The sequence below is a fragment of the Paenibacillus sp. FSL E2-0178 genome, from assembly GCF_038593005.1.
GTDB lineage: Bacteria > Bacillota > Bacilli > Paenibacillales > Paenibacillaceae > Paenibacillus_AQ > Paenibacillus_AQ phytohabitans.
In genome coordinates this window covers 5,459,182-5,472,365 of sequence record NZ_CP151953.1, presented here as the reverse complement: position 1 = coordinate 5,472,365, position 13,184 = coordinate 5,459,182, and the positions used below count along the sequence as shown (strand labels likewise).

Below are 13,184 nucleotides of genomic sequence, written 5' to 3'. Positions count from 1 at the left end.
ACGGCTATAATCCTACCAGCGGTAGTGAGCAAACGCTTTGTTCGCTTCAGCCATTTTGTGCGTGTCTTCACGTTTCTTAACGGAAGCGCCTGTGTTGTTGGAAGCATCGATAATCTCAGCCGCCAAACGTTCTTCCATAGTCTTCTCACCGCGGTTGCGTGAGTAGTTTACAAGCCAACGTAATCCCAAAGCAGTACGTCTTTCAGGTTTAACCTCGATAGGTACCTGGTAGTTAGCACCGCCGACACGACGAGCTTTAACTTCCAATACAGGCATGATGTTCTTGATGGCAGCTTCGAAAACTTCCATCGGTTCTTTACCTGTACGTTCCTGAATCAACTTGAATGAATTGTACAAAATGCTTTGAGCGACACCTCTTTTACCACCCAGCATAATACGGTTGATCAAACGAGTAACCAACTTGCTATTATACAATGGATCTGGCAATACATCTCTCTTAGTAACTGGACCTTTGCGTGGCATGGATATCCCCCTTTCTTAAATGGTTATTATTCGGATATGCTTGTCTTATTTCTTAGCCTTAGGACGTTTCGCACCATATTTGGAGCGAGCTTGCATCCGGTTAGCAACACCTGCAGTATCAAGTGCACCACGAACGATGTGGTAACGAACTCCTGCAAGGTCCTTAACTTTACCTCCGCGCAGCAATACTACACTGTGCTCTTGAAGGTTGTGTCCGATACCCGGAATGTAAGCAGTCACCTCAAGACGGTTCGTCAAACGAACACGGGCATACTTACGAAGTGCTGAGTTTGGTTTACGTGGAGTCATTGTGCCTACACGAGTGCACACACCGCGTTTCTGCGGGGCGCTCAAATTTGTAGCCTCACGCTTGAGGGCGTTGAACCCTTTTTGAAGAGCGGGAGATTTGGATTTTTCGATTTTGGCTTGACGGCCTTTACGAACCAGTTGATTAATAGTTGGCATGTTGTGCCACCCCCTTCCTGAAATGATAGTCAATTTACAAACATTAAGTCCACAGACCCAGGTGGTTCATAAAAAGACAAATGAAAAGTCCTTGCTGCCGAAGTGTACCCCGGTACAAAAACGTTCTCTTGTTGCTATTGTTTTAAGACGGCTGCCATAGCAGCACCAACTTCTATACCGCAGGCCTTGCCCAAATTCAGCATGGTGTCCACATATGTGACCTTCACACCTTGTTTGCCGCAAAGCATAACAATTCTGGAAGTAAGCCGTTGATCTCCGTCCTCCGCCACATAGACTTCTGCGGCTTGGCCCAACTCCACCGCCTTGACGGTTTGTTTGGAACCGATCTTGACCTGAGCATCCTGTAACCCTCTATCATCAGTCATGAAAAACATTACCTCCACTGAACAAGAATGACAAGGCTACTCACGCACCTTAGACATATTAGCATCCTCAGCACACGATGTCAAGAAAAACAGCAATAATTTTATTAATATTCATAACAGACAGCCGCGTCACGCAAGGTTATCACGTGACGCGAATGCTGAATGCGATGATTATTTATTACTCAGCTGGAACCGTTTCTAAAGCGGCTTGCTTGCTTTCTTCATTCGGATCACTAAGCTTAACATTACGGTAACGATTCATACCTGTACCTGCAGGAATCAGCTTACCGATGATAACATTTTCTTTAAGACCGAGCAACTTATCCACTTTACCCTTAATTGCTGCATCCGTCAAGACACGGGTAGTTTCCTGGAAAGAGGCCGCAGACAGGAAGGAGTCTGTTTCCAGAGAGGCTTTGGTAATACCGAGCAGTACCGGTTTGGCAACTGCAGGTTCTTTACCAGACAGGATAGCTTCCTTGTTGGCTGCTTCATATTCATGAATATCCGCAAAAGCACCCGGCAGGAGAGTGGTATCTCCAGCATCGATAATACGGATTTTGCGCAGCATCTGCTTAATCATAACTTCAATGTGCTTATCATTGATTTCAACGCCCTGGTTACGGTATACACGCTGTACTTCTTGCAGAATGTAGTTCTGTACCCCGCGGATCCCTTTGATACGCAGCATTTCTTTAGGGTCGATAGAACCGTCTGTCAATTCATCGCCGGCTTCAATCTCCTGGCCTTCACTGACACGCAGACGGGAACCGTAAGTGATGGAATACGTCTTGGACTCAGCTTCACCCTGGACTTCAATTTCACGACGGTCCTTGGTTTCACGGATTTCCTTAACTACCCCGTCAATTTCACTGATTGTAGCCTGACCTTTAGGGTTACGGGCTTCAAACAACTCCTGGATACGCGGCAGACCTTGCGTGATATCATCTCCGGCAACACCGCCGGTATGGAACGTACGCATGGTAAGCTGTGTTCCTGGTTCACCGATGGATTGTGCGGCAATAATACCGACAGCTTCCCCGATTTCCACGAATTTACCTGTTGCCAGGTTACGTCCGTAGCATTTCTTACAGACACCGTGACGGGCACGGCAGCTCAATACAGAGCGGATCTGGAGCTTCGTAATACCGGAATTCACAATTTCTTCAGCCTTGTCGGAGTCAATCAGATCGTTACGGTGAACGATGATTTCCTTCGTCTCCGGATGACGGACAGTCTCGAAGGAATACCGGCCTTCAATACGGTCGTAGAGATCCTCGATAACTTCCTTCCCATCTTGAATCCGGCTGACGGTGAAGCCTTTATCGGTACCGCAATCTTCTTCACGAACGATTACGTCCTGCGCCACGTCAACGAGACGGCGTGTCAAGTACCCGGAATCCGCTGTACGCAGCGCTGTATCGGCCAGACCTTTACGCGCTCCGTGAGTGGAGATAAAGTACTCGAGGACAGTCAGACCTTCACGGAAGTTCGCTTTGATTGGCAATTCGAAAATCCGGCCCGAAGGTGTAGCCATCAGACCACGCATACCACCAAGCTGAGTAATCTGCGATTTGTTACCACGCGCTTTGGAGTCGACCATGAGCATGATGGAGTTGAAACGGTCCATCGATTTCAGCAGGACGTTCGTAAGTTCATCCTTAGTCTTCGACCAGATCTCGATAACACGGTCATAACGTTCATCATTCGTAATCAGACCACGGCGGTATTGATTCGCAACTACATCAACCTTGGCTTCGGATTCTTTAAGAATTGTAGCTTTTTCCTCTGGCACGATAACGTCTGATACGGCAACCGTAACACCGGAACGTGTAGAGTACGTAAAGCCGAGTTGCTTAATTTTATCCAGAATCACAGAAGTTTTGGTAGTGTGATAGGTTTCGAAGCAGCGGGCAATAATGAGGCCCAGATATTCTTTACCTACAGCACTTGCTTCCGGAGCAGCCATGATCAGTTCGCGGATATTCGCGCCTTTTTCATAGATGAAGTACTTTTCCGGTGTACCCTGCAGCAGGTTTGTTTTGGTAGCTTCGTTGATGTATGGGAAGCTGCTTGGATAGATTTCGTTGAAGATAATCTTACCTACCGTTGTAATCAGCAATGCATTCTGCTGCGCTTCTGTAAAGTTGGTTTTACCCAGTGCCTTAACAGGAATAGCAACACGCGCATGCAGACCAGCGGTTCCGCGTTGGTAAGCTGAAACAGCCTCGTTCACGGTACGCAGAATCATGCCTGTTCCTTTTTCTTCATTGTTATCCATCGTCAGATAGAACGTACCAAGGACCATATCCTGGGAAGGAGTAACAACCGGCTTACCATCTTTAGGGTTCAGGATGTTACCGGACGCCAGCATGAGGATACGGGCTTCAGCTTGAGCTTCAGCGGATAGAGGAACGTGTACCGCCATCTGGTCACCGTCAAAGTCGGCATTGTAAGCCGTACATACGAGCGGGTGAAGACGGATCGCGTGACCTTCTACCAGAATCGGTTCAAACGCCTGTATACCCAGTCTGTGCAGCGTAGGGGCACGGTTCAGCAGAACCGGATGCTCTCTGATTACTTCTTCAAGTACATCCCAGACCTCAGGACTTACGCGCTCAACCTTACGTTTCGCGCTCTTGATGTTGTGGGCAAGGCCCTTGTTAACCAATTCTTTCATTACAAACGGTTTGAAGAGTTCCAGCGCCATCTTCTTCGGAAGACCGCATTGGTACATCTTGAGGTAAGGTCCTACGACGATAACGGAACGTCCGGAATAGTCAACGCGCTTACCGAGCAAGTTCTGGCGGAAACGTCCTTGTTTACCTTTCAGCATATGGCTGAGCGATTTGAGCGGACGGTTACCAGGACCTGTTACAGGACGGCCGCGGCGGCCATTGTCGATCAGGGCATCAACAGCTTCCTGGAGCATCCGTTTCTCATTCTGCACGATAATATCAGGAGCGCCGAGATCCAGCAGTCTCTTCAGACGGTTGTTACGGTTAATTACGCGGCGGTACAGGTCATTAAGGTCAGACGTAGCAAAACGGCCGCCATCGAGCTGAACCATAGGGCGAAGCTCCGGAGGAATAACCGGGAGCACATCCATGATCATCCAGTCTGGCTTGTTGCCGGAGTTGCGGAAAGCCTCAATAACTTCCAGACGTTTGATCGCCCGGTTACGGCGCTGGCCTTGGGCCGTGCGCAGCTCTTCTTTGAGGAATTCCAGTTCTTTATCGATATCGATATCCTGAAGCAGTTTTTTGACGGCTTCAGCACCCATGCCAGCCTGGAACCCGTAGCCGTATTTCTCACGGTAGCTGCGGTATTCTTTTTCAGACAGCAGTTGTTTCTTCTCCAGAGGAGTTTCACCCGGATCGGTTACAACATAAGATGCAAAGTAGATAATCTCTTCGAGCGATCTTGGAGACATATCCAGTGCCAGACCCATACGGCTCGGAATACCTTTGAAATACCAGATATGAGATACCGGAGCTGCCAGCTCGATGTGGCCCATACGTTCGCGGCGGACTTTAGCGCGGGTAACTTCCACGCCGCAGCGGTCGCACACAACACCCTTATAACGGACGCGTTTGTATTTACCACAGTGACATTCCCAGTCCTTTTGCGGTCCAAAGATGCGTTCGCAAAAAAGACCCTCTTTTTCCGGTTTCAAAGTACGATAGTTAATGGTTTCCGGTTTTTTTACTTCTCCGCGGGACCAAGAACGAATTTTTTCCGGGGAAGCGAGCCCGATTTTCATAAATTCAAAATTGTTAACGTCCAACAAGGAGCAACCCTCCTTAACCTATATCCTGATTTAGTACCACAGCCCTCTCTTGACGGTAAGTCAACAGAGGGCGCGGTCCTTTGTGTAATGAAATTAGTTTCTTGCTGGTGAACTACTCTATGCCGACTTCTGCGCCTTCTAAATTGAGGCTCAGCTTGTCGCCTGACGTCTCGTCCTCATCGTCCAGTTCCTTCATCTCGATCTCCTGCTCGTCACCGCTAAGGATTTTGACATCCATACCCAGCGACTGCAGTTCCTTGATCAATACCTTGAACGATTCCGGAACACCCGGTTCTGGAACATTTTCACCTTTGACGATGGATTCATACGTTTTCACACGGCCGACCACGTCATCGGATTTCACGGTCAAAATTTCTTGCAGTGTATACGCCGCGCCGTAAGCTTCAAGCGCCCACACTTCCATTTCCCCGAAACGCTGTCCGCCGAACTGAGCTTTACCGCCCAGTGGCTGCTGTGTAACGAGTGAGTAAGGACCTGTAGAACGGGCATGAATCTTATCGTCAACCATGTGCGCAAGCTTGATCATGTGCATAACGCCGACAGTAACTTCACGCTCGAAGCGCTCGCCTGTACGTCCGTCATACAACACAGTCTTACCGTTACGCTGCATACCGGCTTCTTCCATCGTATCAAACACGTCATACTCACGGGCTCCGTCGAATACAGGAGTAGCTACGTGGATACCCAGACGCAGTGCCGCCATACCGATATGGACTTCCAGCACCTGTCCGATGTTCATACGTGAAGGTACGCCCAGCGGGTTCAGGACAACCTGTACCGGTGTACCGTCCGGAAGGAACGGCATATCTTCTTCTGGCAGAATACGGGCAACGACACCCTTGTTACCGTGACGTCCGGCCATCTTGTCACCTTCAGAAATCTTACGTTTCTGAGCGATGTAGACACGAACCAGCTGATTCACACCAGGAGGCAGCTCATCGCCGTTCTCACGGGTGAACACCTTAACGTCAACGATAATACCATCACTACCATGCGGAACGCGCAAGGAGGTATCGCGGACTTCACGGGCCTTCTCACCAAAGATAGCGTGCAACAGGCGTTCTTCAGCAGTCAGTTCAGTTACACCCTTCGGAGTAACTTTACCTACAAGAATATCGCCAGCGTTGATTTCCGCACCGATACGGATAATTCCGCGCTCATCCAAATTGCGGAGCGCCTCTTCACCAACGTTTGGAATATCACGCGTGATCTCTTCAGGTCCCAGCTTGGTGTCACGGGCTTCGGATTCGTATTCCTCGATATGAATCGAAGTGTATACATCTTCCTTAACCAGCTTCTCACTCAGCAGGATCGCATCCTCGTAGTTGTAACCTTCCCAAGTCATGAACGCAACGACTACGTTACGGCCAAGAGCAAGTTCGCCCATTTCTGTGGAAGGTCCGTCTGCAAGAATGTCACCTTTCTTAACAATATCGCCACGTTTAGCCAGCGGACGCTGATTAATGCAAGTCCCTTGGTTCGAACGCATAAATTTGTGTAATTTATATTTAACGATATCGCCTTTAACTTCCTTGCCTTCAACTGCCTCTACACGGCGCAGCCAGATTTCATTGGCAGAGGAGCGTTCGATAATACCGTCATATTTGGAGACAATACATACGCCCGAATCCTTAGCGGATTTATGTTCCATCCCTGTGCCGACAAGCGGAGCTTTCGGAATCAGAAGCGGAACGGCCTGCCGCTGCATGTTCGATCCCATCAGTGCGCGGTTGGAGTCATCATTCTCAAGGAACGGAATGAGCGCCGTAGCGACCGACACAACCTGCTTAGGTGAAACGTCCATGTAGTCAACACGGTTACTAGGCATTGTAGTAATGTTATCTGAATCTTTGTTGTAACGGACGATAACCATGTCTTCCTTAAATGTACCATGCTCATCAATCTGTACATTCGCCTGGGCAACTACATAGTTATCTTCTTCATCGGCAGTCAGGTAATCGATTTGTTCTGTAACCTTGCCAGTCTTTGGATCCACCCAACGATACGGAGCTTCAATAAAGCCGTATTCATTGATGCGTGCAAAGGTAGACAAGGAGTTGATCAAACCGATATTCGGACCTTCCGGTGTTTCGATAGGACACATACGGCCGTAGTGACTGTGATGTACGTCGCGGACTTCAAAGCCTGCGCGTTCACGTGTCAGACCGCCGGGTCCGAGTGCCGACAAACGACGTTTGTGTGTAAGTTCAGCAAGCGGGTTCGTCTGATCCATAAACTGGGACAGCTGCGAACTACCGAAGAACTCTTTGATGGACGCGATAACCGGACGGATGTTGATCAGTGCCTGCGGTGTAATCGCATTGGCGTCCTGAATCGACATTCTCTCCCGCACCACGCGCTCCATACGGGACAGACCGATACGGAACTGATTCTGCAGCAATTCACCAACAGAACGCAGACGGCGGTTACCCAAGTGGTCGATATCATCTGTATTGCCGATACCGTGCAGCAAATTAATAAAGTAGCTGATTGAGGATATAATATCAGCCTGGGTAATATGCTTGACCGACTTGTCAATGTTGCCATTGGCGATCAGCTTGATAATCCGGCCTTCTTCAATTGGCGAGAATACGTCAATGGTCTGCAGCGGAATATCTTCACTGTCCATAACCCCGCCGGTAACACGGTAGTTCTTGCCAGCTACATTCTTCTCGAAATAAGGAATCAGCTCATCAAGCAGGCGGCGGTCAACCATCTGGCCGGATTCTGCCAGGATTTCTCCTGTAGATTCATCAACCAAAGGCTGTGCCAGACGCTGATTGAACAGACGATTCTTGATATGCAGCTTTTTATTGATTTTGTAACGGCCTACATTGGCCAAATCATAACGTTTCGGATCAAAGAAACGTGCGACCAATAGGCTCTTGGCATTGTCAAGTGTCGGTGGTTCGCCCGGACGCAGACGCTCGTAAATTTCAATAAGCGCCTTCTCCGTGGAGTCCGTGTTGTCTTTATCCAGCGTATTGCGAATATATTCATCATTGCCAAGCAGTTCCAGAATTTCAGCATCACTGCCGAAGCCTAGAGCACGCAGAAGCACGGTTACCGGGATCTTACGGGTCCGGTCGATACGGACATACATGATGTCCTTAGCGTCGGTCTCCAGCTCCAGCCAAGCTCCGCGATTCGGAATTACTGTGGCGGTGTAGGTTTTTTTGCCGTTCTTATCCACTTTTGTGCTGAAATAGACGCTTGGAGAGCGAACCAACTGGCTGACAATAACCCGTTCCGCACCATTGATAATAAAAGTGCCGGTTTCCGTCATCAGCGGGAAATCTCCCATGAACACTTCCTGCTCTTTGACCTCACCGGTCTCCTTATTGATGAGACGCACCTTCACACGCAGAGGAGCCGCATATGTCACGTCCCGCTCTTTAGCGTCGTCAACCGTATACTTCGGTTCACCCAGGCTGTAATCAATGAACTCTAGTACCAAATTCCCTGTGAAATCCTGGATCGGCGAGATGTCCTGGAACATTTCCCGCAATCCTTCCTCCAAAAACCAGTCATAAGATTTTTGTTGGATCTCGATCAGGTTCGGGACCTCGAGTACCTCGTTAATTCTCGCATAGCTCCGCCGAGTGCGTCGACCATACTGAACAAGATGTCCTGCCAACTTTACTCACCCCTCATGTCTACTCACTTAAAAATTGATTGCGAACCCTTGTTTGGACCCGTATAATGGAACCATAACACAAGGATTCAGCCATAAATACAGAAAAGCCCCTTATCGAAATCTTTCGAAAAAAGAGCGCATCTATCCACGGCCAAAATACTCCTTATCCAGTAGATTTGCCCAAAACGTGCGTATTATACGTCACCAAGCAACAGTTTATGCGCTATTATCTATTGTCCCGGCGACCTTCGCCGTGACAGGAACATAGAGAACGGAATTCGCAAAAACCTGCCGTACGGCATGCGCTTACCGGGCGACAATATATCACTTGACATTTCAGCAAACTAAAGACATGGAGCCTAGCTTAATACTGACATTTTATAATAATAACACTATCAACATTGCATGTCAATAAGTATTAATATTTTTTTACTTCTTCGCTCTGATAATGCGATAACCCTTGTCTTTCCCCACTTCTTCCACATCCGAGAACAAGCTTTCCAGCTTGGCGGCGGCCGATGGTGCGCCCTGCTTCTTCTGGATGACTATCCACAGACTTCCACCCTCATTCAAATGCGCATGTGCCTGCTCAAAAATCTCATGAACTACAGCCTTGCCTGCACGAATTGGCGGGTTGGTAAGAATCACATCGAATGTACGCCCCTTCACCGCAGACAATACATCACTTTCCATAACCGTAACATTGCGGATTCCGTTATGCTGCGCATTCTCGCGGGCAAGCTCTACCGCACGGCTGTTGATATCAATCATCGTCACATGTCCCTTGGGAGTGAGGAGTGCTGCACTAATCCCCATAGGGCCGTAACCACAGCCAACATCTAGCACCTCTGCCCCATCCGGAATTTCCATTGCTTCGATCAGAACTCGGCTGCCATGATCAATATCCCCTTTGGAAAAAACACCGGCGTCGCTTGTAAAGCGGAGGCTTTTGCCTCTCAGTACCGTATCGATGCTGCGTCTGTCATGACGTGCTTCCGGCTGCTGCGAGTAATAATGCTGCGACATACAATCCTCCCTTTCACTTGGCTCTAATATACAAAGCATATCTTATAGAGCAACCCCCTTGAACAAGTTCAAGGGGGTTGCAAGAACCGGAAAGAATCACTTCATATCCGGGGCAGTACCAACTTAAATCAAATTATTTTACTTCTACAGAAGCGCCTGCTTCTTCCAATTTCGCTTTAGTAGCTTCTGCTTCTTCTTTGCTTACTTTTTCTTTGATTGCTTTTGGAGCGTTGTCTACAACGTCTTTAGCTTCTTTCAAGCCAAGACCTGTGATTTCGCGAACGATTTTGATAACGTTGATTTTGGAAGCGCCAGCGCCTGTCAAAATTACGTCGAATTCGGATTGTTCTTCTTCAACAGCTGCTACTGCGCCGCCAGCTGCTACTGGAGCTGCTGCAGTTACGCCGAATTCTTCTTCGATTGCTTTAACCAGGTCGTTCAGTTCCAATACGCTCATGCCTTTAATTTCTTCCAAGATTGTTTCTTTGCTCATGATTGAACCTCCATTATATTTGAATTGGTTTGTGGTATTGATTATGAAGCTAGAAGCAAAGGCTTACGCGCTTTGTTCTTCTTTTTCAGCAACAGCTTTAACTGCAAGCGCGAAGTTGCGGATTGGAGCTTGAAGCACGCTAAGCAGCATGGACAGCAAACCATCGCGGGATGGAAGCTCAGCCAGTGCTTTCAGTTGGTCAGCGTCGATAACGCGACCTTCTACAACGCCGCCTTTAAGTTTCAGAGCGTCGTTCTTCTTAGCGAAGTCGTTCAAAATTTTGGCTGCTACTACCGCATCAGTTTCACTGAAAGCGATCGCTGTAGGACCAGTCAGGACAGCGTCCAGATCAGTCAACTCAGCCGCTGCAGTTGCACGGCGAAGCAATGTGTTCTTCAGGACTTGAAAATCAACGCCAGCTTCACGAAGCTGCTTACGCAGTTCAGTCACTTGCGAAACGTTCAATCCGCGGTAGTCCGCAACAACAGTAGAGATACTGTTCTGCAGTTTGCCAGTTACAACATCAACTGCATCCTGTTTAGCTTGGATTACTTTTGCATTTGCCAATTGTATACACCTCCTGAAAATTTATGTGACGGCGATTCTTCCGGAGAATCCGCGCCGTTCCTACGCAGGCATTAGAAAAGCCTCCGCAGATTCACGAAGGCTTGATAAAACGGAAAGCAGTCAGGCGAACCTGTTACTTTTTGTTTCTATCACAACACCTCGGTAGGAAATTAAGCCCTACGGCACCTACTGTCTACGGTAAGCATATTCGAATTCAAGATTGATCACCTTAATGTTCACAACTGTTATAGATTATCAAAGATGACTCAAAGAGTCAACCCTTAATTATCTGAAAGCAGCTGCGTTCACGCGAGCGCTAGGTCCCATTGTGGACGAAATAGCGATGCCTTTAAGGTATACACCTTTAGCAGCAGCCGGTTTCGCACGGTTCAGAGCGTCGATGAGGGATTTAAGGTTCTCGTTCAGTTGTTCAGCGTTGAAAGACACTTTGCCGATTGGCGCGTGAATTTGACCCGCTTTGTCAAGACGATATTCGATTTTACCGGCTTTAATTTCTTGAACAGCCTTGGTAACGTCGAAAGTAACTGTACCTGCTTTAGGGTTAGGCATGAGGCCTTTACCACCGAGCAGACGACCCAGTTTACCGACTTCACTCATCATATCAGGTGTAGCTACGCAGACGTCGAATTCAAACCAGCCCTGTTGAATTTTGTTGATCATATCAGCATCACCAACAAAATCCGCGCCAGCAGCTTCCGCTTCTTTCGCTTTTTCACCTTTTGCAAATACAAGCACGCGTTGAGTTTTGCCTGTGCCGTGAGGCAGGACAACAACACCACGAACAGCTTGGTCTTGTTTACGCGGGTCTACACCCAGACGAACTGCTGCTTCAACGGTTTCGTCGAATTTAGCAGTTGCTGCCTTTTTCACAAGCTCTACAGCTTCTGAAGGCTCGTAAGTTGCTTCGCTGTTGATCAGCTTAGCAGATTCTTGGTATTTCTTACCATGTTTAGCCATGAAAATGTTCCTCCTTTGTGGTGTTAGCGGAAATTCCTCCCACATATTGCGGTCATGAATGACCGGTTCATCGAATACATATTAGTCTTCGATTGTGATACCCATACTGCGGGCAGTACCTTCAACCATACGCATTGCAGCTTCGATAGATGCAGCGTTCAGATCGGGCATTTTTGTTTCAGCAATTTCACGAACCGCTGCGCGGCCGAGTTTTGCTACTTTCTTCTTGTTTGGTTCACCGGATCCCTTTTCTACTTTTGCAGCGATGCGAAGCAGAACAGCAGCCGGAGGAGTTTTAGTGATGAAGGTAAATGAACGGTCTTCAAATACTGTAATTTCAACCGGGATGATCAGGCCAGCCTGGTCGGCAGTACGAGCGTTGAATTCCTTACAGAATGCCATGATGTTGACACCTGCTTGACCTAACGCCGGACCTACTGGAGGCGCTGGATTCGCTTTCCCTGCAGGAATCTGCAGTTTCACCATTTTAATAACTTTTTTAGCCATGAGTGACACCTCCTTGCGTAAATAGTGGTATTCGAATGCTAAACAGCATTCTCCCACAAGAAACCCTTGCGCTTGTTATATCTTCTCCACTTGAGTGAAATCCAACTCGAGCGGGGTTTCCCGTCCAAACATGTTGACATGTACCTTGATCTTGCTTTTGTCTGCCAAAATCTCTTCCACGGAGCCCACAAAATTCGCAAACGGACCGACCATAATACGTACGGATTCCTTAATTTCGAAATCAATCTTCGCTTTAGGTTCAACCATGCCCATATGCTTCAGAATTTGTTCAACCTCTTCAGGGAGCAGAGCGGTAGGCTTGGACCCCGAACCAGTTGAACCGACAAATCCGGTAACGCCCGGCGTATTGCGGACTACATACCAGGAATCATCAGTCTGAACCATTTCGACCAAAACGTAACCAGGGTAAACTTTGCGCATGACAGTTTTTTTCTTGCCATCCTTGTTTACCAGCTCTTCTTCCATAGGAACAAGAACGCGGAATATTTTGTCTTCCATGCCCATGGACTCAACGCGTTTTTCCAAATTGGCCTTGACCTTATTCTCATACCCGGAATAGGTATGAACGACATACCATCTTTTTTCCATATCAAGCCACCTGGGACCTCTCTAAATAATCGCTTCAATCACAGCGGAAATACCGATGTCCAGAACCCAGAAGTAAAGAGCGATAACTACAATTGTACCGAGAACGATCAATGTATAGTTTTTCAGTTCCTTACGGCTAGGCCAGCGAACCTTTTTGAGTTCACTCCAGCTCTCAGTGAAAAAGGAAAACAAAGACTTGAAACTACGTTTCACGCCGACTAC

12 protein-coding genes and 1 other annotated feature are annotated in these 13,184 nt (G+C 48.0%); all 12 genes read right to left on the bottom strand.

The genetic code is table 11. The features are described 5' to 3' along the window. Positions 1–12 precede the first annotated feature (12 nt). The gene (gene rpsG / locus MHI42_RS23765) at positions 13–483 is read right to left on the bottom strand and encodes a 30S ribosomal protein S7 (protein WP_020427074.1); all 471 of its coding nucleotides are present in this window, start codon (positions 481–483) and stop codon (positions 13–15) included. 45 nt (positions 484–528) lie between these two features. After that, complete coding sequence (gene rpsL, locus MHI42_RS23760) at positions 529–948, bottom strand: 30S ribosomal protein S12 (RefSeq protein WP_020427075.1); 420 nt, start codon at positions 946–948, stop codon at positions 529–531. Positions 949–1,082: 134 nt separating this feature from the next. Then, positions 1,083–1,334, bottom strand: coding sequence for a ribosomal L7Ae/L30e/S12e/Gadd45 family protein (locus tag MHI42_RS23755; RefSeq protein ID WP_039298604.1), 252 nt, complete (start codon positions 1,332–1,334; stop codon positions 1,083–1,085). A 178-nt stretch (positions 1,335–1,512) separates the two neighbouring features. Continuing rightward, positions 1,513–5,124 (bottom strand): DNA-directed RNA polymerase subunit beta', encoded by a 3,612-nt coding sequence (gene rpoC, locus MHI42_RS23750; RefSeq protein ID WP_171720460.1) that lies wholly within the window; start codon positions 5,122–5,124, stop codon positions 1,513–1,515. Between the two features lie 112 nt (positions 5,125–5,236). Next, complete coding sequence (gene rpoB / locus MHI42_RS23745; RefSeq protein ID WP_039298596.1) at positions 5,237–8,782, bottom strand: DNA-directed RNA polymerase subunit beta; 3,546 nt, start codon at positions 8,780–8,782, stop codon at positions 5,237–5,239. A gap of 429 nt (positions 8,783–9,211) precedes the next feature. Further along, positions 9,212–9,808 (bottom strand): class I SAM-dependent methyltransferase, encoded by a 597-nt coding sequence (locus MHI42_RS23740; protein ID WP_039298593.1) that lies wholly within the window; start codon positions 9,806–9,808, stop codon positions 9,212–9,214. 133 nt (positions 9,809–9,941) lie between these two features. Beyond that, positions 9,942–10,301, bottom strand: a complete 360-nt coding sequence (gene rplL / locus MHI42_RS23735) for a 50S ribosomal protein L7/L12 (protein ID WP_039298590.1) — start codon at positions 10,299–10,301, stop codon at positions 9,942–9,944. A 63-nt stretch (positions 10,302–10,364) separates the two neighbouring features. Then, entirely contained in the window at positions 10,365–10,868 is a 504-nt protein-coding gene (gene rplJ / locus MHI42_RS23730) for a 50S ribosomal protein L10 (protein WP_039298586.1), read from the bottom strand. Positions 10,869–10,932: 64 nt separating this feature from the next. Beyond that, positions 10,933–11,085, bottom strand: a sequence feature (ribosomal protein L10 leader region). A gap of 68 nt (positions 11,086–11,153) precedes the next feature. Further along, entirely contained in the window at positions 11,154–11,846 is a 693-nt protein-coding gene (rplA, locus tag MHI42_RS23725) for a 50S ribosomal protein L1 (RefSeq protein ID WP_039298583.1), read from the bottom strand. Positions 11,847–11,927: 81 nt separating this feature from the next. After that, positions 11,928–12,353 carry a 50S ribosomal protein L11 gene (gene rplK, locus MHI42_RS23720; RefSeq protein WP_020427083.1) on the bottom strand — a complete coding sequence of 142 codons (426 nt, stop codon included), beginning with the start codon at positions 12,351–12,353 and terminating at the stop codon, positions 11,928–11,930. Positions 12,354–12,428: 75 nt separating this feature from the next. Continuing rightward, complete coding sequence (nusG, locus tag MHI42_RS23715; RefSeq protein ID WP_020427084.1) at positions 12,429–12,962, bottom strand: transcription termination/antitermination protein NusG; 534 nt, start codon at positions 12,960–12,962, stop codon at positions 12,429–12,431. Positions 12,963–12,983: 21 nt separating this feature from the next. After that, the gene (gene secE, locus MHI42_RS23710) at positions 12,984–13,175 is read right to left on the bottom strand and encodes a preprotein translocase subunit SecE (protein ID WP_020427085.1); all 192 of its coding nucleotides are present in this window, start codon (positions 13,173–13,175) and stop codon (positions 12,984–12,986) included. Positions 13,176–13,184: the final 9 nt, after the last annotated feature.